17 protein-coding genes and 3 pseudogenes are annotated in these 22720 nt (G+C 56.8%); 14 read left to right on the top strand and 6 right to left on the bottom strand.

Going from position 1 to position 22720, the window contains the following annotated elements:
* Positions 1 to 215 precede the first annotated feature (215 nt).
* On the bottom strand, positions 216 to 1547 hold the full coding sequence (locus tag RJT68_RS15305) for a hemolysin family protein (RefSeq protein ID WP_407037406.1): 1332 nt from the start codon (positions 1545 to 1547) through the stop codon (positions 216 to 218).
* Between the two features lie 413 nt (positions 1548 to 1960).
* Between RJT68_RS15305 and RJT68_RS15300 the strand changes: the two are divergent.
* Positions 1961 to 3248 (top strand): annotated as a pseudogene (locus tag RJT68_RS15300) (MBL fold metallo-hydrolase).
* 72 nt (positions 3249 to 3320) lie between these two features.
* Here the strand turns inward: RJT68_RS15300 and RJT68_RS15295 are convergent.
* Positions 3321 to 3485, bottom strand: a pseudogene (locus tag RJT68_RS15295) (RNA-guided endonuclease InsQ/TnpB family protein); the annotation flags it as partial.
* 55 nt (positions 3486 to 3540) lie between these two features.
* On the opposite strand from RJT68_RS15295, the pseudogene RJT68_RS15290 reads away from it, so the two are divergent.
* Positions 3541 to 4167, top strand: a pseudogene (locus RJT68_RS15290) (IS6 family transposase).
* A 427-nt stretch (positions 4168 to 4594) separates the two neighbouring features.
* Here RJT68_RS15290 and RJT68_RS15285 read toward each other — a convergent pair.
* Positions 4595 to 4918: a DMT family transporter gene (locus RJT68_RS15285; protein ID WP_407037405.1), complete on the bottom strand. Its 324-nt coding sequence runs from the start codon at positions 4916 to 4918 to the stop codon at positions 4595 to 4597.
* Between the two features lie 792 nt (positions 4919 to 5710).
* On the opposite strand from RJT68_RS15285, the gene RJT68_RS15280 reads away from it, so the two are divergent.
* The 6 genes from RJT68_RS15280 to RJT68_RS15255 all read left to right on the top strand — a co-directional run bounded on the left by RJT68_RS15280 (position 5711) and on the right by RJT68_RS15255 (position 13194).
* Entirely contained in the window at positions 5711 to 7087 is a 1377-nt protein-coding gene (locus RJT68_RS15280) for an aspartate aminotransferase family protein (RefSeq protein ID WP_407037404.1), read from the top strand.
* A gap of 7 nt (positions 7088 to 7094) precedes the next feature.
* A complete protein-coding gene (locus RJT68_RS15275) occupies positions 7095 to 8099 on the top strand; it encodes an NrpR regulatory domain-containing protein (protein WP_407037403.1) in 1005 nt (334 codons plus the stop codon).
* Positions 8100 to 8252: 153 nt separating this feature from the next.
* On the top strand, positions 8253 to 9374 hold the full coding sequence (locus tag RJT68_RS15270; protein WP_407040390.1) for an ABC transporter substrate-binding protein: 1122 nt from the start codon (positions 8253 to 8255) through the stop codon (positions 9372 to 9374).
* Positions 9374 to 10468 carry an ABC transporter ATP-binding protein gene (locus tag RJT68_RS15265; protein ID WP_407037402.1) on the top strand — a complete coding sequence of 365 codons (1095 nt, stop codon included), beginning with the start codon at positions 9374 to 9376 and terminating at the stop codon, positions 10466 to 10468. Before RJT68_RS15270 ends, RJT68_RS15265 begins: the two co-directional genes overlap by 1 nt.
* Positions 10469 to 12346 carry an ABC transporter permease subunit gene (locus RJT68_RS15260; protein WP_407037401.1) on the top strand — a complete coding sequence of 626 codons (1878 nt, stop codon included), beginning with the start codon at positions 10469 to 10471 and terminating at the stop codon, positions 12344 to 12346.
* Positions 12343 to 13194, top strand: a complete 852-nt coding sequence (locus RJT68_RS15255) for a nitrilase family protein (RefSeq protein ID WP_407037400.1) — start codon at positions 12343 to 12345, stop codon at positions 13192 to 13194. The genes RJT68_RS15260 and RJT68_RS15255 overlap by 4 nt, the downstream gene beginning before the upstream one ends.
* On the opposite strand, the gene RJT68_RS15250 is transcribed toward RJT68_RS15255, so the two are convergent.
* Positions 13170 to 14216, bottom strand: coding sequence for an NrpR regulatory domain-containing protein (locus RJT68_RS15250; RefSeq protein ID WP_407037399.1), 1047 nt, complete (start codon positions 14214 to 14216; stop codon positions 13170 to 13172). The genes RJT68_RS15255 and RJT68_RS15250 overlap by 25 nt on opposite strands.
* Before the next feature lie 142 nt (positions 14217 to 14358).
* Between RJT68_RS15250 and RJT68_RS15245 the strand changes: the two genes are divergently transcribed.
* The 3 genes from RJT68_RS15245 (at position 14359) to RJT68_RS15235 (ending at position 17943) form a co-directional block, all read left to right on the top strand.
* The gene (locus tag RJT68_RS15245) at positions 14359 to 15687 is read left to right on the top strand and encodes an aspartate aminotransferase family protein (RefSeq protein WP_407037398.1); all 1329 of its coding nucleotides are present in this window, start codon (positions 14359 to 14361) and stop codon (positions 15685 to 15687) included.
* Complete coding sequence (locus tag RJT68_RS15240; protein WP_407037397.1) at positions 15680 to 16693, top strand: agmatinase family protein; 1014 nt, start codon at positions 15680 to 15682, stop codon at positions 16691 to 16693. The genes RJT68_RS15245 and RJT68_RS15240 overlap by 8 nt, the downstream gene beginning before the upstream one ends.
* A gap of 80 nt (positions 16694 to 16773) precedes the next feature.
* Positions 16774 to 17943 (top strand): pyridoxal phosphate-dependent aminotransferase, encoded by a 1170-nt coding sequence (locus tag RJT68_RS15235; RefSeq protein WP_407037396.1) that lies wholly within the window; start codon positions 16774 to 16776, stop codon positions 17941 to 17943.
* A gap of 1 nt (position 17944) precedes the next feature.
* Here RJT68_RS15235 and RJT68_RS15230 read toward each other — a convergent pair whose 3' ends face one another.
* On the bottom strand, positions 17945 to 18367 hold the full coding sequence (locus tag RJT68_RS15230) for an EamA family transporter (RefSeq protein ID WP_407037395.1): 423 nt from the start codon (positions 18365 to 18367) through the stop codon (positions 17945 to 17947).
* 200 nt (positions 18368 to 18567) lie between these two features.
* Between RJT68_RS15230 and RJT68_RS15225 the strand changes: the two genes are divergently transcribed.
* Entirely contained in the window at positions 18568 to 19680 is a 1113-nt protein-coding gene (locus tag RJT68_RS15225) for an arginase family protein (RefSeq protein ID WP_407037394.1), read from the top strand.
* A gap of 146 nt (positions 19681 to 19826) precedes the next feature.
* On the opposite strand, the gene RJT68_RS15220 is transcribed toward RJT68_RS15225, so the two are convergent.
* Positions 19827 to 20870 carry a HEAT repeat domain-containing protein gene (locus RJT68_RS15220; RefSeq protein ID WP_407037393.1) on the bottom strand — a complete coding sequence of 348 codons (1044 nt, stop codon included), beginning with the start codon at positions 20868 to 20870 and terminating at the stop codon, positions 19827 to 19829.
* A 296-nt stretch (positions 20871 to 21166) separates the two neighbouring features.
* On the opposite strand from RJT68_RS15220, the gene RJT68_RS15215 reads away from it, so the two are divergent.
* Positions 21167 to 21640: a hypothetical protein gene (locus RJT68_RS15215; RefSeq protein ID WP_407037392.1), complete on the top strand. Its 474-nt coding sequence runs from the start codon at positions 21167 to 21169 to the stop codon at positions 21638 to 21640.
* Positions 21640 to 22674, top strand: a complete 1035-nt coding sequence (locus tag RJT68_RS15210) for a hypothetical protein (protein WP_407037391.1) — start codon at positions 21640 to 21642, stop codon at positions 22672 to 22674. Before RJT68_RS15215 ends, RJT68_RS15210 begins: the two co-directional genes overlap by 1 nt.
* The last annotated feature ends 46 nt before the right edge of the window (positions 22675 to 22720 follow it).

Here is a 22720-nt window from a genome sequence, read left to right as displayed (position 1 = left end):
CGCTCTATAAGCAGTGATGGTGACGTCACAATCTGAGTGTTAGTACTGGAGAATATCGAACGGTACGTATGTGTAGTGAGCGAGTGGGTCACCGGTTTCGACGTGAACCAAATGGAGTGGTTGTGCTGAACGTAGCCTCTACGTCTTGCACGCCGATTTCAACAGGTTTCTGATCTGCTACACTGGAAAGGTATGAGGATCAACGCTAATCCCAATCAGTCCACTGCTGGATCGTCGATATCTCTTTCGTGGACCCATACCGTCGAAATTCGGGTCCCCTCGACGCTCGTCACCTCAACGACGTGACCGTCGATCTCGACGCGGTCGCCAGGTTCTGGCGCGCGGTTGAGTTGCCCGAGCACCAGCCCACCGATCGTTTCGACCGCTTCGCTATCGAAGTCACCATCGAGGGCGTCGGAAACTTTCGACAATGGGACTCCGCCGTCGATGTCGTACCCCCCCTCGTCACGCTGGCGTATCGAATGTTCGCGCTCATCGAGATCGAACCCATCCCGAAGATCGCCGACGAGGGCCTCGACGATGTCTTCGACCGTCGCAATCCCCTCGAACGCTCCCCACTCGTCGATGACTGCGGCCATCTGCTGGCGATCCTCCCTGAACTGTATCAGGAGATCGCTAATTGCCATCGTCTCCGGGACGATGAGAATCTCGCGGGCGATGTCACCGACGATCTCGGCATCCCCATCGTCCACCGCTGCTCGCAACACATCCTTGACATCGACGAATCCAACCACCTGATCACCGTCGTTGGCGTCAAGAATCGGATAGCGCGTGTGACCGGCCTCTAAGACGGTCGAATGTAGTTCGGAGAGCGTGGCATCCGCCGGAACGCTCACCACGTCCGGCCGTGGGACCATGACCTCCCGCACCACCGTGTCGTCGAGATCGAAGACGCGCTCGATCATCGTCACTTCTGCCACGTCGATGTCCCCGCCCTCGCCAGATCGTGTTAGTACCCGAAGGAGCTCGCGCTCGCCGAGTGTCTCATCCGTTTCGGACGCGGGCGGCACACCGAGCGACCGCGTGAACGCGTTGGCCGCCCCGTTGAAGACGACAATTCCCGGATAGAGGACGTAATAAAAGAACTTCATTGGCGGGGCGAGGAACAGCGAGAGTCGCTCGGTCTGGGCGATTGCGAGCGTCTTCGGCGCGAGTTCACCGAAGACGACGTGGAGAAACGTGATGATACTAAAGCCGATTGCGAACGCGACGAGATGGATGAGATTCGCGGGGAGAACCGGTTCTAGTACGGGTTCGATGAGCGCCGCCACGGCGGGTTCGCCGACCCATCCTAACCCGAGCGAGGCGATGGTGATGCCGAGTTGCGTCGTGGCAAGGTAGTTATCGAGATTCGTCATCACTTCTTGGAGTGTCCCCGAGCCGGGCCGCCCCTCCTCGACGAGCTGGTCAACTGATGTCCCCCGAATCCGAACGAAGGCGAACTCTGCAGCGACAAAAAAGCCGTTGAGCACCACGAGAAAAAGCGCTAAGACGATTTGTGCCGCTGAGAGCGCGACGTTTACCATCGGTACCCCCGGAACGTACTGCCGTTCGATTGGAGCGTGTCCATATTCATGCAACTCGTTCCATCAACTAAAATCATCTAATGAATTCGCGGGTGACTGACTGCTGTCAGTAGTGAACAAGTTCTGTGGATCTAGAGGCCATCGACTGTCCTCCTCGTTCTGTCGACCGCCTGCCAACAGGGGCTCCGACATTTAGTAGGCGCATCAGCATCGCGTCCTGCTGGAGAGAAGCTTTGTATGCAACACGCGGATTTTGACAGTAGCCGGAGAGACCGATAGCAGCTCCGGTAACTGGTTGTACTGTACTGACCGGGAGTGTCACGCTTCGTTCTAAACACAGATATCGTACTAGCAACTACTGCTAACACAAAAGCTGAAATTCAGCAGTACTGTATTGAAACTGTCCTCCACGTATGCGTGTCACCTACCAACATATGAACGTTCACAGCGGCAACGAGTCGACGCTCCTGCGCTTCACCACTGAGGATGGCACGCGTGTGTGTGTGTTCTCGTCGATGCTGGCGACGGTGTCGACGTCGAATCCATGCTCGGCGACGACGAGTATCTGAACGCAATTTTGCTCATCCACGCACACATCGATCACTACCGAACACTCGCGAGAAACGTTCGACACAGCGCCTCAATTTACACCTCGCCCGCAACGGCGACGATCCTCGAGCAGGCGTTACCCGGCCCAAAAGGACAACGATCTCGGCGATATCTCGGTTGCGCTCGACGCTCTCGAACCGATCGACGAGTGGACGTCGATCCTCCCCACGCTCGAGGTCCGACCGATTGCAGCTGGACACACCCCTGGTGCTGCCGGATTCGTACTCAGGTTTCGCGACGAAAATGTAGGCGACGACCTCCTCAGTACCGAGCAACACCTCCTCGTCACCGGCGATTTCACGACCGTGTGCCGGGTTCCCAGGACTCGAGACCACGTATCCGTTCGATATCGACTGTGTGTTGCTAACCGTCTCGAACGACGATTCGTACACGGCCGCGCTCAACGAGTCACTCGAGGCAGTGCTCGAGCGTGCGTTCGCCGGTTCGCGAGTCGTGGTCGCAACGAGCTCGCTCACCGGCGTCCACTACGCGACGCTCCTCGCTCGCGTTGCAACGGCGGTCGAACGTGAGTTGCCGATCACCTTCGTCGGACAGGCGGCCAAACTGTACAACGCACTCGAATACGACGAGCCATCGGTTACACCTGTCGTCTACGAAGATGGACGCTGGAACGCCCCCGGGTGGATCGCGGAAGCGACTGCGAGACGGATTCGCAGACGCCACTGGGAGGCGGTACAGGAACAATCCCTTGAGGCAGATGGTACGCTGGAGATCAACCGGCGCGAACCGATCACTCTCGAGGGCGAAGGCGTCAACCTCGGCGCCCTCGAGGAAACGGTTGCACGGACTGCGGCAGATCCGTATGCGTCGACGGACTCCGATGGTGTAGCAGCTGACACTGAGACGCTTCCTCCAGAAACGGGATCACTCGAAGCACAGTCGCTTGAGGCGGAATTCCTCGGTCGGCTCGAGGCGATCGACGCGAAACTCGAGTGTTCCGAGGATACAGTCAGGGCTCGCGTGTTAAGTGGGGGAGAAGGCGATCACTTTCTCCACCTTTTAGATCCGGCGGAACTCGAACCTGGAGAGAGTATCGAAATAACGCTCAAGACAGATTCACGCAGCGAGTGACCCTGTTCGGTTTAAATGACCGTGTCAACCGCCTCGGGGTCGAGCCCCGAGGCTTGTCAGTGGACTCCCGTTCTAACCGAGTAACTCGGTAGGCGTGTACTCGCCGTTAACGCTCATTATCCCTGACTTGAAGGCCAGTTGATTGGTAGCCCATCCACCGCGAGACTTCTGCCCGCGATGGATATACCTACAGTATCGGACGGCGATGTTCTTCGCCGCATTGTAATCCGCGTTCAGGCACCGTCTAGTTAGGCCAGTTTGAGGAACGAGCAGGTCGTGAAGTGAGGTTGGAATGAAGCTCGCAGACCTGCTCAGCGAGTGCTACGCGGCGGAATTTGATGAATGTTGGGAGTGTGAGCGGACGGCGACGCCCGTCAGGGTGTTCGCCGTCCGCCTTCACGCGACCGGATGTTCGATTCGAGAGACACAAGCAATTCTTCGCTTGCTCGGTGTCCAACGCACTCATCAAGCAATCTGGCACTGGGTACATCGGCTGGCTGACAGCGTGCCAGACCCGCCGATGGCGAAGCCATCGCGGGTCGCGGTTGATGAGACCGCTGTCAAGATTACCGGCAATTGGTCTTGGGTGTACGCTGCAATAGACCTGGACTCGAGGCTCATTCTTGATGTCGCAGTGTTCGGACGACGAGGCACCGATCCAGCCGCTGCGTTCCTGCATCGATTAACCGAGAAACACGATCTTTCTGATGCTGTGTTTCTCGTCGATGGCTACGGCTATCTGACTGCCCTCTCTCGATTGGGATTAAGCGGTCATCTTGACTACGTCGAGCGAAACCTGATCGAAAATTAGTTTCATACCCTGAAGATGCGAGTTGTCCGCTTCCATAATTCATGGGTAGGCAGGCTGGCGAGCGTCAGAGAATGACTTGAAAAGTCCTTACACTACTATAACACATAACGACCGCACCAATCACTTAACGGACAGACGCCAGCGGAGGTGCTAAACTAGACAGTGCCCACGAGGTCAAATTGTAGTTGGTAAACAACATTCGCTATGACAACACCGTAGAGAACCTTTGTGAATCTCATTTGGAGTGGTTTGTTACCGGACATGTGCTGTATTTCGAGTTTCAAATCTATAATGTTGAAGTTTACTCTGACATTATAACTCATATGAAATACAAGAAACGCGTTGTGAGTTCAGCAGGGGGAGTTCGAACTATTTTCCCTTGTTATATCTAATGTGACCGACTCCGAGGATGAGTTCAGCACGATGGACTTGTTGGTTTCCGGTCAGAATAAATGTATTATCCGTTCAGTATACCTGCTTATGTACTATATCCACGTTCATTCCAGAGAAGACTCCAACAGTAGTCGTTGGGTGGTTAGTGGCCACCGGAAACGAAATGGAGACCCACAATACCGACGAGAATCACGCTGATGAACCCTATCCGGGCAAGGGTTGCAGGTTCGTCAAAAAGGATTATCCCAAGCGACGCTGTTCCAACAGCACCGATACCAGTCCAGACAGCGTATGCTGTACCTATGGAAAGGTTTTGGACTGCCCGTGCCAACAGCAACATACTCATGATGAGGGCAACAGCGGTTCCAGCCGTCGGGACAGGTTTTGTGAATCCGTCCGAATATTCGAGTCCGATTGCCCATCCAATCTCGAACAGTCCAGCCAGTATCAAGAGGAGCCACGACATTTCAACGCTTACCTACTTGCTCACTCAGACTATGTGTTCCGATATTAATCGACTTGGGAGCTGATTTTTAGCCGCAGTCAAAGGTGTTGACCGACCAATAGTTGATCTGTGCTGAGTAATCACCACTTTTGTAGATCGGCCACTAACTCGTGTCGCATTCATACCCTGTGTAAAGCAGTCTCTTCTCCACCGTCTAGATCTCTAACAGTAACTGCGTGGCTTACTTAGAGAATGTATGCGTGTTTGCAGCGGCGTTACTCTACGGGGTGTTCAACGGATCTGCCGGTTTCGTTATTGCGTAGGACCGATCGCACACGATGCGGTCGCTATCGATGTGAGTCGCCTTCTTCGTCATCCTCATCGTCGGTATCTTGCTCGCTTCTTGATTCGACCGTTCTCCTTCGAATTGTTGCAGAAGTTCGAATGCTGTGAACGTGACTCATGGATGACACTCGCCGAGCGACGTTCGGTTCTAGCTATCTCAATCGAATGAAAACGATCCATGGGCCGCCAATGTCTGCACGTAACCGAGATCGAACGACGCTTTCGTTTGAAATGTGTTGCTAGGTGATACCCTGTTTTTCTTGGTAACATGCAGGTAGGGGCGGAAATGCTATTCCGTAAAAGGAGTCTGGATATAGATCCTGTTTTGCTCGGCAACACGCTAATCTGAGCAATCACCCGCTCAAATTGGATATTGGGGGAAAATTTAATATCTAACTCGATAGTCATTGTCCTGGGACCGGAAATCCACTTCCGCATTTGGGTGGAGGTTCCAGTGCCACGTGAAAGATGAAGGGAGAAAAACTGCTGTCGAAGGCGTACGATACGTACCGAGAACGGACACCGAATTCAGCTGCCATGGCCGAAGAGCTCCGTGAACTTGTCCCTGGCGGTGTTTGTAGTACGTTCCGCGCGTACGAACCGTATCCGATCCACGCCACTCGAGCGAACGGAGCGACTATCTACGACGTAGACGGAAACGAGTACCTCGATTTCGCACTCAACAACGGCACCCAACTCGTGGGCCACGCCCATCCGAAACTAACGGAAGCCGCCATCGATCAGCTCGAGCGCGGAACGTTGTATACACGTCCGAGCGAACTCATCGAGTTCGCGGCTCGGCCTCTCATTGATCGCTGGGATGCGATAGAGCAGGTTCGGTTTACGAACAGCGGGACCGAATCGGCCATGCACGCCGTGCGCCTCGCGCGGGCCTATACCGGTCGGGAAAAAGTCATCCGAATGGAGGGTGCGTATCACGGGGCGTTCGACGCGGCGTTGGTGAGCAAGATGCCACCGATCGAGCAGGCAGGACCCGAATTCGATCCACGACCGGTCAAAGAATCGCAGGGAATACCGGACTCAGTACCTGAAAATGTCCTCTTGGGTCGGTACAACGACGCGGACAGCGTCGAACGGCTGCTCCGTGAGCACGGTCGTAATGTCGCGGCAATCCTCGTCGAACCGGCCTGTCTAAACCTCGGACTCGTGGAACCGGCGGACGGATTTTTGGAGCGACTGCGCGAACTCGCTAACGAGTACAACGTCGTGTTGATCTTCGACGAGGTGAAAACCGGCGTCAAACTCGCGCCCGGGGGTGGCGCGGAGTATTACGGCGTTCAGCCTGACCTCGTCGCACTGGCGAAAGCGATCGGCGGCGGCTTTCCCGTCGGAGCGTTCGGCGGCCGTCGCGAAATCATGGAGTGCATCGCAGCCGACCTCGACGACGGCGTCGCAACCGGCGCGGCGCACTACGGAACATACAACGGGAATCCACTATCTCTTCGGGCGGTAGGGGTTACGCTCCGCGAAATTCTAACCTCCGATGCGTACGACCACGTGACTCATCTCGCTGATCGTCTCTCGTCTGGTTACCGCGACGTGATCGAAGACGAAGGTCTCGATGCGCGCGTCGCGAGCGTCGGATCGCAGGGGATGGTGTACTTCACCGAAGTACCGATTCGTACGTTTCGCGATTGGGAGGCCGTCGACGAAGGGTTTCACGAAGCCTACTGGTTCGGGATGGTGAACAGAGGCGTGATTCCACATCCGCACGATGCTTCCCAACAGTGGACCGTCAGCATCCAGCACACCGAGACGGAGATCGACGCCCACGTCGAAGCGTTCGCGGATGTCGCCACCGATTTAGCTGCCGTCCAAGAGTGAGCAACTAATGACGACCGATCCCGATCGGCGCACGTACGATATCCTTCGTCTACTAGCGGAATACGAACCAATTGGTAGCGTTCATCTGACGGAGCACCTCCGTAAGCACGGGTACTCCGTGACCGAGCGAACGGTTCGGAACACACTCGCGGATCTCGACGATGCGGGATTAACCGTGAAGGTCGGTGGGAAGGGACGTCGATTAACGCCGGCCGGCCGTGACGAACTCGAACGCGGGGGAGTCACAGGACGGGTCGAACGGGTTCGTGAGCGAATCGCTAATCTGACGAGTCGAGTCACCTACGATCCGGCGACCGATTCAGGTGACCTTGTCGTCGGAACCGTAACCGTTTCGCGTGAGGATCGAGACACGCTCGAGGAACTACTAGTAGCGTTGAATGACTCGATGCTCGGCCCAGTTCGAATGTCGATCGACTTCGTTGGAGGAAGCGATAGCGACCGTATTCAAGTTACGATCCCTTCCAGCGTAACGGTCGACGGTGTGCTACTCTCACACGGGATAGAGAGTCATCCCGAGACGATCGGCGTGATCGAGTATCACCAAAACCCCACGTCGGTTCCGTACGACGATCCGGAACCCGCGGATCACGGGGGTGCCATCCGACGGTTCATCGATGTTATTCACGACAAGCAAGCAACGGTCGATCTCGTTTCGTTACTGATCGCCGCTCGCCAAACTGACATCACGAGTGCGATCGACGGAGAGACGGGATTGCTCGTCGCTGACAACCGAGAGTTCCCGCTCGTCCACTACGAGACAGCTCGCGACCTCGTCGTGAATTGTCGCGATCGATTAGGCGGCGTTCTCGATATTCGCAGACCGCGGGAACCGGGCCCGTTTCCGTGGGGAGAACCGGGGTGGAAGTTCGCATCACTTACGTATGCGGGCCCGTCCGAGTGTCTCATTTCGTTCTGCGTCGAGTCGGGAATCGCGCTGGAGTGGGAGACGCTCGCCGGTGTGAAGTCCTGTTCTGATCTTTCATCTGTGTAGGTGCTTCCTGAGTGTTCGTCTCCTATTTTGACCCAAAGAGCATCATTTGACGTCGAAGTTCGAGGTCAACTGGTTAAAACCCATAGAATTGTGAGTCTTCGTAGGAAGTTTTATGTATTGGTAACAGACATCATAATGTACGGTGGCAACATAATGCCAGGTAAAGAGACTCACGGACGACGGACGTTTCTTCGGTCAACTACGGCGGGCGCGGGCGCCCTTTCGCTGGCCGGACTTGCAGGGTGTACGACGATGTTCGAAAACTCCGGCGGTGGCGATGACACGCTGACGGTGGCGGTCTACGGCGGTGTCTTCCAAGAGGTGATGGACGAGCACTTGTTCGAACCGTTTAGCGAGGAAGTTGACTTTGAGGTGGAGTCGGAGGAGCAACCGACCTCGGAAGAGGCGTTAACCCAGTACGAAAACGGTGTTCAGGCAGGTCAGGCACCCGTCGACGTCGCAATCATGGCTCAAACCGGGGTTAGACAGGGGTTGAACTCCGAACTGTGGCACATCTGGGACGAGGACGACTTCGAGAACCTTCAGTACATCAGCGACGACCTTGTCGGTGAGGCCGACGGTGGTATTTCGAGTATCGGTGCGCTCTCGTGGTACATCAACCTCGTCCAGAACACCGAAGAGATCGAAGAGCCAGTCGACACGTGGGAAGCGCTGTGGGATGAAGAGTACGAAGACATGCTCGGTCTACTCGGGTACGCATCTAACTCGTTCCTACTCGACGTAACGGCCGTTCTCTACTTCGATGGGCAGGAGATTCTCGAGGACCAAGACGGGGTTCTCGAAGTGTTCGAGAAGTTGGAGGAAGTCAAACCGCAAGCGAACTTCTGGTACGAGAACGAGGCGGAATTTCAGCAGCGACTCAGAGACGGTGAGGCGCCGGCGGGCATGCTGTACAGTGATATTACGCTCGTCATGCAGGATGATGACGCACCAGTGCAATCGAATTTCGTTGAGGAAGGGTCGATTCTCGACTCCGGGCTCTGGGTCACGCTCGAGACTTCAGAGTTGAAAGAAGAAGCCCGGCAATTCATCGATTACGCCAGCCGGCCGGAAGTGCAGGACCGTGTTGCCGAGAACCTCTATACGAGCCCGACGATCGACAGGGAACATTCCGAACTCGACGACGAGACGTACGAGAAAATCGCGGGTCCGGGACCGAGCGAAGCGATCACTCCCAGTTACGACCTCTACGTCGAGGAAGAAGACTGGGTCAATGAACGCTGGGAGGAGTTCATCGTCGGTGACGTCGAATAATGAGTGGGATTTCACTTCAGGGCGTATCGAAGCGGTATCCCGGAGGTATCCTCGCCGTCAAGGGTGTTGATCTCGACATTGAGAGCGGGGAGTTCGTCACGCTCGTCGGTCCGTCGGGCTGCGGGAAGACGACGACGTTACGGACGATCGCGGGTTTCGAGACGCCGACCGACGGGACAGTACGGATCGACGGAAAGGACGTGACCGACATGCCACCGTACGAACGCGACACGGGGATGGTGTTCCAGGATTTCGCGTTATTCCCGCACATGACCATCCACGAGAACATCGCGTACGGCATGGAAGCCTCGGGCGAGTACACCCGCGAAGAGATCGATGCGCGCGTCGCAGAAATGCTCGACCTGGTCGAACTGCCGGGCGTCGGCGACCGAACCCCGGATCAACTCTCCGGCGGGCAGCAACAACGGATCGCGCTCGCTCGAGCGCTTGCGCCGCGTCCGAAAGCGCTGTTACTCGACGAGCCGCTGGCCAGTCTGGATAAGCAGCTCCGAGAACAAATGCAAGTTGAGTTACGCCGGATCCAACAGGAAATCGGGATCACGACCGTCTTCGTCACGCACAATCAGGAAGAGGCGTTGACGATGTCCGACCGACTCGCGGTGATGAACGACGGCCGTTTCGAGCAGGTCGGGCCGCCCGAAGTGGTTTACGACGAGCCGGATACCCGGTTTGTAGCGGATTTCCTCGGCACGGCGAATATTTTCGACGGGACCGTCACGGCGATCGAGAACGGTTACGCGACCGTCGATTGCGGGGACGTAACTGTTCGATCGCAGAGTCCCGGGGCGCTCGAAACTGGGAGTGAGGTTTCGGTCATCGTTAGACCAGAACGAGTTCGATTCGAAGCGACGAGCGCTGATGGTGGTACCCGAACAGCTACTGAGAGGAGTAACGTGTTTCAAGGGGACATTACGTTCAAACGCCACCTCGGAAGCAGCGTCGAGTTCCGACTTGAGACGTCCAACGGCAGAGAACTGGTCGTTGTCCGCCGAAGCGGGATGGACGAGGTGACGCTCGGAGATAGTGTTTCAGTTACCATCGATCCGGACGACTGCCGGATTGTGGAGGAATAGATGGCGACGGAGACATCAACGAATGGCGATCGGTCGGCTGACGAAGGTCGCGCGGGAATCGTTTCGAATGCGAAGTGGTACGTCCTTTCGTATCCGTTAGTCTGGCTCGTTGGTATTTTCCTCGTTCCGCTGGGGATGCTCGTCGTGTTCAGCTTCTGGATAAACGTCCCGGGCGGCCAGTACGAAGCCGGGTTCACGATCGAGAATTACACGCGCTTTCTCACGAGTAATCTCTATCTCGGCCAGTTGTGGTTGACAATCGAAGTGTCGATAGTGACGGCGTTCGTCTCACTTCTACTGGGCTATCCACTGGCATACTATCTCGCTCAGGTGAATCGTCCACGGTTGCGGAGCGTGCTGTTGCTCGCTATCGTCTCCTCACTATGGGTGACGTACGTCATCAGAGCCTACGCATGGCAAGTTATTCTCGCATCCGGTGGTATCTTGAGTTCGGTCGGCGTCGCCACCGGCTTCCTCTCCGAGCATCAGTCATTCTATCCCAGTTACTCGGCAATGATCGTCGGTATGGTGTACGTGTTCTTGCCGTTCATGATCCTTACCCTCTACAGTAGTATCCGGAACATCGACGGAGAGTTGCTTGAAGCCTCGAAAAACCTCGGTGCGGGTCCGGTGATGACGTTCCGTCGGGTGACGTTACCGCTATCGAAAAATGGAATTATTAGCGGAACTGCGTTGGTGTTCATCCTTGCACTCGGAGCGTACGTCATCCCGCGGCTTCTCGGCAGTTCTTCTGAACGGACTCTCCCGGTGTTGATCGAACGGCAGATAATGAGTGAAAGCAATTACCCGTTCGGGGCGGCGATGAGCATAGGATTGATCATTGTCGTCCTTGCTTTCCTCTTGGCGCTTGTTCGGTTTACTAACGCTACGGCCGCGAGCCTGGGGGGTGGAGAGGGGATATCTACGGACAAGAGAAGTGACGAAAGCGCCTCTAATTCGGCTGGGTCGAACGATGACGCTGCTGGCTTTCTACGCGGAATTGCTTCCGCTGCAGCGAGTCTCGGACTGGTGCGAGCGGTTAACCGGGTCGCGAGTGTTGGGAAGCCGCTTGTGACGTCAGTCGACCCGAACGTTCGAGAGTCGATTCTCTGGGTAGCTCTCCGACTATACGTTGCCGCTGTGATGGTGTTCATTATCGCACCGCTAGGCGTGATCACTGCCGTCTCGTTCACGCCAGAGAAATTCCTGACATTCCCTCCTGGCGGGATCTCGTTTCAATGGTACGTGGAGTTCTTCACGGACTCGTCGTGGCTCCTCGCGCTCGGCACCAGCCTTGAGATTGCGGCTTCAGCGGCACTCCTTAGCACCACGATCGGCGGTACGCTCGCATTCGCGCTTGACCGTTTCGACTATCGTTGGGGGACGCTCATCGGGACGCTCGGCGTCATACCGATTCTCTTACCGCCGGTGATCATTGGAGTTGCATTCTTAGTCTTCTTCCTCCAGATCGGCATCGCAGGCTCCCGCATAGGGATCATTGTCGCGCACGGGATTTTCTACGCTCCGTTCCCGTTTATTCTGATCTCCCAGGGACTATCCGAAATTGATCGAACGTACGAGGAGGCCGCAATGAATCTCGGAGCCTCCCCACTACGCACGATTAGAACGATCACTTACCCGCTGCTGCGGGCCAACGTAATCTCCGGGGCACTGTTCGCGTTCATCCTCTCGTTGAACGAGTACATCATTGCGTGGCTCCTGTCGCTGTTCCTCGTCGAAACGATCCCGATCCACATCTACAATCAACTCCGTTACTCGTACCCGCCGACTATCGCAGCTGCGAGCGTGGTCTTCATCGCACTGACGATCGTCGTGATGACCGCGATCGATCGCATGTCCGGAGGGATCTGGGAATGAGCGCAGCGACTGACGTTCGAATTGCGGCAGTTCAAACGGTACCGGAGTTCGGAGCCGTCGAATCGAATAGAGGACGGACTGTAGAGCGCGTCCGTTCGAATCAGGACGCAGACTTGGTCGTTCTCCCAGAACTGGCAACTACTGGTTACGTCTTCGAATCTACCGACGAGGTTACATCGATGGCCGAACCGCGAGACGGTCCGACCGGACAGGCGTGGGCCGAAGTCGCCGCCGAAACAGAAACGTGGATCGTCGGTGGATTCGCCGAGGCCAGCAACCAGTCGGTCTATAATAGCGCGCTGATCGTTTCTCCAGACGGTATTAAGGGCGTTTATCGAAAGGTACACCTTTGGAACGAGGAAAAGCGCTGGTTCGATGCCGGGTCCGAGCTTCCGGTGTTCCAGGCGCCGTTCGGGCGATTCGGTGTTCAAATCTGCAACGATCTGTGGTTCGCCGAACAGACGATTGCACAGGCTCGAGACGGCGTTGACCTCGTTGCCGTACCGACGAACTGGGTTCCTGGATCGGCGGGTGAGGATCGACCCGGTGGATGGACCATGGGTGTCCACCAAGCGATCGCACACGCGAATGCGAACCGGGTATACATCGCCTGCGCAGATCGTTCCGGGACCGAACGCGGCGTAACCTTCGAAGGGCAGAGCGTGATCGTCGATCCGAACGGCAGCCCGGTGGCAGGTCCCGCGCCGATGACCGGGGAACACGCGGTCGTGACCGATTGTGATCTCACGATCGCTCGAAACAAAGCACTGACCGCAAATGACGATGCTCTCGAGGATAGGCGACCGAGCGTGTACGCGCTCTATCAGTCGTCAAGCGACGGCGAATGAGATGCCGCCAGTACCGGGCCGAGTCTGTTTCTCGCGGTTGTACCGTAGAGCGTTTCCCACGAGTCAGACAGTCCGTACTCGGCAAGGGCCGTTAAGAGGAGTTCGCCTGGTCCGACGTAGGTGATTGATCCGAACGCCCACGCCGAGTTACCGCTCGGCAGTTGTGCTTGTTCGCGCGGCCGGTGAAACTGAAATGCACCGCCGAGCGATTCCCTCGTAGAGGCAGTCAGGTCGCGCGCCTCGTCGAACCTGTTGATCGGGAACTCCCGATCATCTCCGATAAGTAGTCCATTGTCGCCGTTCTCGATGATGCTAGTAACGTCACTTCGACCGGCTTCAATGAGTAAGGAAATGACGTCGATCGATGACCCCTCGCCGTTAATCACGTCTACGTATCGAACGATTCGTCCACCGCAACTATCGCTACCATCGGTCTGTACCGTTCCGTCATCGGAATGCTCGGTCGGTTCGTACTCGAGTACTCCAGCGGTGGCCAGGTCAGCGTTGACTCCGTGGGAAAGCAGGACGCCGTCAAGTGTAATGCTCGAAGGTGTGAGGAGTCGGAAGTCGCCGGGCTCGCTCTCGGTCGCTTCTTCCAGTCCGATCTGTAGGGGACCGAACGGAAGTGAGTCGAGCCGTTCGAGAAGTTCGAGCGCCTCGTCGATGTCCGCTTCGTCGAGGAAGGCGGCGGAAACGACGAGGCTACCGGCGTCTTCGAGGGGATCATAACTTACGCGACTCGTGAGCGTAGCGATGCGTGCTCGGATCTGCTCGAGACGGCCGTTGACGTCGCCCTGCTTGAGTTCCATTCGACCGCTCTGGGTGAGACGACGACCCTGTCCGGGAACCTTTTCGGTATACCCAAGCTCGTCGAGTTCCGATAGCATCAACCGGATCGTTCGGTCTTTGATGTCGTATCCGCGTTCCTGCATCAATTCGACGAGTTGAATGCTACCGATTGGAGCGTGCCGGTCGACTAGGCGGATGAGATCGTATGCCCGCCTGTCGAGGTCCGGTTTCATGACCGTACTATTGGAGAGTCCCTACACCAAGGTTTGGTTTTCGTCCGTGGACTGATTTGCGCTCGATCCGAATCAGTGGGTAATCTTTTATGCCCGGTAGAGCAACAGAACGGATGGCAACAGATTGCCAGCGTGTGAGATGATGACAACCGAACTTTCGCAAAGAACGAACGAAGCGGTAGAAGAACGGTACGACGAGTACGTGATGCCCATCTGGAAGGACTTAGACGTACCGGTCAAACGAGCGAAAAACTGTTCGCTCGAGGATTACGAGGGGAACACGTATCTCGATTTGTTTTCAGGTATCTCAGTTGCAAACGCCGGTCATGGCAATGAAGCGGTCGTTGAGGCCGCGAAGACGCAACTCGAGGAATTCGTCCACGGTTGTTCGTACGTTCACCCGACCGAACCCGTCGCGGACCTTGCCGAACGAATCGCCGAAATTACGCCCGGGAACCTACGAAAGACATTTTTCTGTAACTCGGGGACCGAGGCCGTCGAAGGCGCGATCAAGCTCGCGCGAAAATACACCGGTAGCAAGGAGGTCATCGCGCTCGAAATGGGCTTTCACGGTCGGACGCTCGGCAGTCTTGCCCTAACCGGGAATAAGGCGTACAAGGACGGAATGGCGCCGACCATCAACGACGTCGCCCACGCACCGGCACCGTACGCGTATCGATGCCGGTCGTGCGACGAGTCGTGTTCAGAGGATTGTGCCGACGACTTAGAACAGATCATCGGCACACACACATCCGGAGACCTCGCAGCCGTCGTCGTCGAACCGATTATGGGTGAGGGAGGAATCATCGTTCCGTCTTCCGAGTGGTTGGCCCGAGTGAAGGATATCACGCACGACCACGGCGGTCTCCTCATTGTTGACGAAGTCCAAACCGGGTACGGTCGAACGGGACGGATGTTCGCCAGCGACCACTTCGATGTCGTTCCGGACATCATGCCACAGGCCAAAGGGATTGCTACGGGTATGCCGCTTGGAGCGTTCACCGCGCCGGCGGAGATAGCTGACAGTTTCGATTCTGGCGACCACCTCTCTACGTTCGGCGGCAATCCGGTTTCGTGCGCTGCTGCCCTCGCTACTATCGACGAGCTACGGAACGGTATCGTCGATAATGCCCGCGTACAAGGGGAGTGGCTCTCTGACCAATTGGAACCCCTTGAGTCGTCGTTCAACACCATCGGTGATACGCGTGGCCTCGGGTTGATGCAGGGAATCGAACTCGTTGACCCCACCGAAGACGGTCCGAGAGGCGTCGCGTCGAAACCTGATCGGAAACTCGCAAAACGGATTTCAGCGTACCTCCGCGAGGAGGGAATCGTCATCGGCGTCGGGGGCTACTATGGAAACGTCCTGCGATTCCAACCACCACTTACGATCAATCGCGAACAGCTCGAACGGTCGATAAAAGCCCTTCGTCGAGCCCTCAAGCGAGAGGAGGGGGATGAAGATGCGTGAAAACGAGCAGCGACACCGAGCCGCGGAGTTTCGTGAATCCGTCCCGGGCTCCGACGTGGAGCTCGCTTACGCAGGATACGATACGTTTCTCAAAGCCGATCCGCGAGAAATCGGCGATGTCACCGACGTCGATGCGGCCGTGTTGGGCGTGCCGTACGACGGCGCGGTCTCTAATCGACCGGGCACGAGGTACGGACCCGGTGCGATCAGGGAAGCAAGTGGGTGGTGGGCGTACCTCTCGGAATACAAAGGCGGTCTGACGAACATGCAGACCGGGAAGCAAGTGAATTTCGACGATCTCACCGTTGCTGACGTCGGCGACGTTCCCGTCTTCCCGATGGATCTCGAGACGACGGCCGAGAGCATATCGGCGCACGTAGCAACGGTCGCGTCACAAACGTTTCCGGTCATGCTCGGGGGCGATCACTACTGCACGTTCCCGGCATTTCGCGGGTTCGCCGAGGGAACAGGACACGACCGTATCGGCTTCGTCCAGATTGACGCTCACACGGACACCGTCTCAGAGAGTCCCGTTTTCGGAACCGATTTCCACGGCTCGAGTACGGCGCGGATCGCTGATTCACCGTACGTCGAGTTCGACTCCGTCAGTCAAATCGGTATTCGGGGCTACGAGTCGCCGGACTTCTTCGACTTCGCGGACGAAACCGGATTAAACCTCTTCACCATGCGAGATATCGAAGAGCGAGGAATCGTCCCCGTAGTAGAAGCAGCGATTGAGGCCGCCGCCGAAGACACTGACGCGGTCTACGTCAGCTTCGACATCGACGCGGTCGACCCGTCCGTTGCCCCCGGGACCGGGACACCAGTCCCGGGCGGATTATCGTCACACCAGGCGCTCAAAACGATGGAGGTCCTCGGAGGACATGACGAAGTCGAAGCCGTCGACATGATGGAAGTCGCCCCGCGATACGATTCGACCGAAGGGACTGAACGGCTCGCATCGTACCTGCTCGTCACCCTCCTCGAGCGAAAATTCGCGGAATAATGAGCGTGATACTGAGATGACGATGATAATGTCCGTGTCACCCGGGACCAGGGCAGAAACGACAGTGACCCCAGTAACTCATGAGGGGTAGCGAGCTTCCGGACGACGTGATTGGGACGAGCCGAACGGCCGGCGTCGCCGAATCGGTGATCCGTGAAATGACTCGGGAAGCTCTCCGAAGGGACGCGATTAACCTCTCGCAAGGCATCCCCGATGTTGACGAGACTCCACCGGCGATCAAAGAAGCCGCCGTGGCGGCGATCGACGCGGAGAGTCAGTATACGATCACGTGGGGGCTCCCCGACCTTCGTAACGCGGTTGCTGATCGGTATGCCGACTGGAAGGGCGTCGAATACGATCCTGAAATGGAAGTGACCATCACGTGCGGGACCAGCGAAGCGATCATGTCGACGATGCTCGCGCTCACCGGACCTGGCGATGAAGTGATTTATTTCGAGCCGGTGTACGAAAGTTATATCCCTGCGAGCCAATTCGCCGGCGCTACTGCCGTCCCGCTGGATATCACCGACAAGCTCGAAATCGATTTCGCACGGCTCGCTGAAGCAGCCGAAGACGCCAGTCTCCTTGTTCTCAATACGCCGATGAATCCGACGGGGAAGGTGTTCACGCGCGAGGAACTCGAGCAAATCGAAGAGATCGTCTTCGAGCACGATTTGATCTTACTTACCGACGAAATTTACGAGCACATCGTCTACGACGACGACTATCTCAGTCCGGTCGAAGTCGGCGATCTCGCCGCTCGAACGGTCGTCTGTACTGGTATGTCGAAGACGTACAGCGTTACGGGCTGGCGCGTCGGTTTCTGTCTCGCCCCCGAGTACCTTTCGCGGGAGCTCAGGAAGATTCACGACTACACCAGTATCTGTGCGCCTACGCCGTTTCAGCGTGCGGGCGTCGAAGCGTTGTCGCTGCCGGACTCGTACTATCAGCGACTGTCCGAGTCGTACGAGCGTCGTCGAAATCAACTCTACGACGGACTTATTGACGCAGGCCTCGATCCGATCAAGCCGGACGGTGCGTACTACATCGTGACTCGGTATCCGACCGAGGAGACCGACGTCGAGTTCTGTTATCGGCTTATCCGTGAAGCCGGCGTAGCCGCCGTCCCGGGAAGTAGCTTCTATACTGACTCCAACGCCGACGCGGACTGGATTCGGTTTACCTTCTCACGAAACGAGCCGACAATTCGAGACGCGATCGGACGATTGCGCGAACACCGTTGGTGGTAACCTACACCGAGAGCAAGTAAATCGCTGCGACGGCGAAAACGATTCCGTGCACATTTCTCCCCGTCAGCGATTCTTCGAGGGCGACTACACCGATGACCGAGCCACCGACGAGGAACATTGCGAACAGCGGCACGACGATACTGACCGGTCCGAGCTCGAGTGCTCGATAGTACGCTAAGATTCCGATGCCGAGAAATATGCCCGCAATGTAGAGATACGTCGCCCCTTCGGTCTGGAGGTGAGGGGTAATCGGTTCTCCGGTTAATACGAGAACGAGAAGGAGGATACCGACCAGTATCACGTTGGATATGAGTGCTGCGACGGTGCTCGGAACGTCCCTCGTTGTGACGCGAACGAGCGGCGGAACGAACGAGTAAGAAACACATGCGACCAGTGCCCAGAAGACGTAGTCTGACCGAACCATATTACGCTACAGAATGTGTGCGGAGTCCTATATTTTTTTAATCGACCGGATTGTGTGTATAGCGGCATGGCTAGGGCGAACAGGAGAGTGTCAGGTGAGGGACTTCCGATCGAAGCTGACGAGCGTGGGATCGTTAGAAGGCTGACGTGGAGTTCGATAGGAAGTGAGAGAAACGCGTTTTCCGTTCCGAGGGCCGGCCAGTGACGGAATTACGCGTATACTACGACGAGGCGATGCTCGAACATACACCACCTGATGGAGAATTCGATATGCCGTGGACAGACCGACTCGAAGCGGCCGAACCGCATCCCGATCGACGTGAACGAATCGAGAATATCGCTGCCATCATCGAAAACGAACTTGACGACCATACGACGTGGGCCGGTATCGAACCGGCGACCGACTCTCAACTCGCTCGCGTTCACGACGAAACGTACATAAACACGGTACGAACGTGGGCCGATAACGGAGGTGGCCGTCTCACCCGGGAAACTGGTGGTTCCAAAGAGACGTATCAAGCGGCGGCGTTCGCCGCCGGTGGTGCAATCGCAGCTGTCAAACGTGCTGTTGATTCCGATCGGCCCGAGGTACCGTACGCTCTCGTGCGACCGAGCGGCCACCACGCTCAACCGTCTCAAGCCGACGGATTCTGCTTTTTCAATAACGTCGCCGTCGCCGCAGACCATGTTCTCGAGACGAACCTAGCCGACCGCGTTGCCATCCTCGATTGGGACGTTCACCACGCAAACGGAACCCAAGAAGTGTTTTACGACCGTGATGACGTTCTCGTCATCAGCCTCCACAACGACCACTGGTCGTGGGACGACGAAACGCACCCACAATCATGTGATCTCAGTGAACGAGGTGCTGGTGACGGAACCGGATACACTGTTAACATCCCACTCCCCGCAGGAACCGGCGACACCGGCTACCGATACGCGATCAACGAACTCGTCGATCCGGTACTTTCGGCCTTCGATCCAGACGCCTTACTCGTAAGCGCGGGGCAAGATCCGGGAACGATGGATCCGCTCGGACGGAACACCGTAACGAAGGCCGGATTCGAAACGCTCGGCTCCGCAGCACGAACGCTATCGAATCGATACACGGATGGAACGTTCGCGATCGTACAAGAAGGTGGATATCACGTCACCCATCTAGCGTACGCGACCCTCGGAGTCCTTGAAGGCGCACTCGGCATCGAATCCGAGATCGCTGATCCGTTTACGTGGATGCCGGAAAACGTAGATCTAGCTAAGCAAGCGGTCGATCGAGCTCTCCGAACTCACAGTGCTTACTGGCCCGTCGAGTAAGCGTTCGCCTCACGACCAAGAGGTTCCCCCATCAGTACGAAATGCTCCTCGGTGACGTAGCGACGGAACTTATCTCACCAAACAAGGCCACGACCGATCCGTCGACAAAAGTTTCCTACTGAACTGTAGTTAGCCAAATTCTCAAGTTACGTAATATTCTCGGCGGCCCACGCGGCGATCGATCGGACCTCCTCATCCGGATCTGATTCTGCCATTGTCTTCAACTGCTCCAAAGCGACCGTAGCTTCCACGTGTCCGAGCGCCTTGCACACGTTTCGTCGTACCACTGGAGATGGGTCGTCCAATAACTCGATCAGGGCCGGAATCGCCTCTTCGACCGCCTCGCTATCGTCAATCGCAACGTGCAGTAGTGCGGCTGACGCGTTCCCGGAGAGATACTCGTCGTCGCTCTGAATGCAGTCCACCAGGAGCGGAACGTGCTCCTCGAGTTCAGCCGGATGCCCGACGGCGATATCACCGAGGAGGCCGACGGCGTTCGCTCGAACTTTCGCAGGCGCGTTCGACGCGACGAGTTCCGCAATCGTGTCTGTCGCCTCAACACCAGCGGCAGGGTACGCGGAGGTGACAGCACCGAGCGCGGAGAGTGCATTGATCTGGTACGGCTGCTCTCGACTCCCGATGTCGTCAATCAATTGTGGAACGACCGGTTTCACCTCTTCCGGATACTCGTGAGCCACTTGTGAAAGAATGTAGACCGCGTTGTTCTGGACCTGATCGTTCTCCGAATCCAGCAGCGTAGCGAGAGTCGGAACCTGATCCACGAACGCGACCGGGTTCGTAGCGATCAGTTCGACACAACACCCAGTGGCCGCTTGCGTGACGTCAGTGCTCTCGATCGAGATGCGGTCCACGATCTCGTCTCGAAGTGCGAGTACCGCCTCCGGATCGTTCACTGCGAGTTGTCGAAGACAGCGGAGAACGAGCGCCGTATTAAGTGACGGACGACCGAGCACCCGACCCAGATCCTCGACGAACGCCTCGCCGATATCGTCGCGAACGCGAGCGACATTGAGCAGCGCGACGATCGCAGCGCCGTGGGCTGCCGGCGGGACGACCGGATTCGAAAGGATCTCCGCCAGCTCTTCGAGCTCGACCTCCTCCGGATCCGTTAGCGCTTGTTCCCGGAGTTCCATCGCCCGCTCGGAAACCCCGTCACCTGATTCATTCATTAGGGATCACATTCGTGGAGCGTATGATAAATCATGTGACAACCGGAACTGGGATTGGAGAGTGTTCACGCCATACTAAGAGCTGCACCCTGTTCAACTAATCACCCGCAAATCTGTGAGCAGCGTTGATCAGCCGTTCCAAACGGCGGCTAAGGCGATTGAAGCCGAGTGACCGGATGAGGTACGTAATGCGATCTGTTCGGACCAGAGCACGAAAGAGAAAGAGTAGTGATAACCTGTTCAAACAAGTCATTCCTCCCGGTAAGTTGATACGCCAGGTCTCCGAGTGACTGATTATGGAGCGGGTGTGGATCACGAACGGCTCGACAAGTATCGCTCCGGTCGTCAATCCACTGACCGCCGCGTGTCACGACGGGTACGTGCCGACCGATATCTACGTTCTCAATAATTCGATTATCGACGATGTCACCGACGCCGCTACGTCGCTGATGAAGACGGTCGTTACCGCACACGGTGGCGAAGAACCGGCGATTACAATCGAGACGATCGACAACGAGACTGATTTCGACGCGATCATCGCGTATCTCCAGTCAGCAATCGAGGCGGGGACCGATGCGGACGCCGACATCGCCGTCGATATCACGCCTGGCCGGCGGTTCTGGTCCGTGATTAGCTTCCAGGCCGGCGTTAAGCACGACGTTGATCATCTCTACTATTCGCACGTCAAAACCGAGGAGTACTTCGGCGAGAGTTATCCGACGATTCCGCGGACAGCCATCAATCTAATCGACTTCACGGAGGTGCTTTGATGCGGGTGAAGGGCAACCATCTGACGGTTCTTCTGAACCGGTTATACGATCGCGGCGACGACGAATTCGCCATCGAACATCCCTCCAGTGAGATCGGAGAATTACTTCGGATCGAACTCGACGACTACGATGCCTGTAGGATACAATTCAGCACCAGCCTCGATGAGTACACCTCCGCACGGCAAGAGATCAGGCGACAGTATTCGGACCGGGTTTTTCGAGAGCTACCTGACGCAGCCGATTTCCGAAATGCCGTGCTGGCGAGCGGAATCCTCGAACCTGCGAATCAAGACGACATCGTGACGTTTCTTGACCGATACGGTGATCCCGACTTAATGGCCGGGCATCCACCGGTATTCGCCGGATTCGATACGAACCTTCTGCCGTGGCGGATCGACCGCGTCCTCGGCCTGCACGACCCTGACGGAGGTATCGGGTATGTCAACGGGTTCGTGCTCGCAACGGGTGTCCGTGACGAACTGGACTGGGACTACAAGTGCCACGATACCGACCCGTTCGTCGATGCGTTCGGCGACACCTACGAAGAGTACTGGAATCAGCCGCTTGGTGCGGCCCGAATCGGGCGACTCGGGCTACTCAACTACCGGCGGATCCGGGACATCGAACAGGCAGTCGAAGTCCACAGCGACGAGGGTGACGAAGCAATCATCGACGCGTACGACGAGTACGACCGCGAGTACCGGAGCGACATCCTCTTGTTCAGCAATGACCAGAACTTCGTCGAACGAGCACAGGCCCACCGGATGTTAGGCCAGCGAGTGGACCTCCCCGAAGAATTCCCGGACGAAGCGATAGCAACCTGGCGGGAAATCGAGATTCTCCTATACATGTTGGCGATCGTTTTCGGGATCATCGAACTCCCGAGCGTGACTGTCTACGGTGTCTGGCGCGGAAAAGACGAACTGGACTGGCAACACGAGCGCCTTAAGCTCGATGCACGCAGTCCGAAACTCGCATCGAAGCTTGAGGGCGATCTGTCGATCGTTGAATCGTATGAGGAACTGCGCAGCTAATCGCCCCTTCCAGGTTAATTTGAAGGGCGATTGAAAATCAGACCCC

Source organism: Halovalidus salilacus, from assembly GCF_031852275.1.
GTDB classification, from domain to species: Archaea; Halobacteriota; Halobacteria; order Halobacteriales; family Natrialbaceae; genus Halovalidus; species Halovalidus salilacus.
This window is presented reverse-complemented; position numbering and strand designations above follow the sequence as displayed.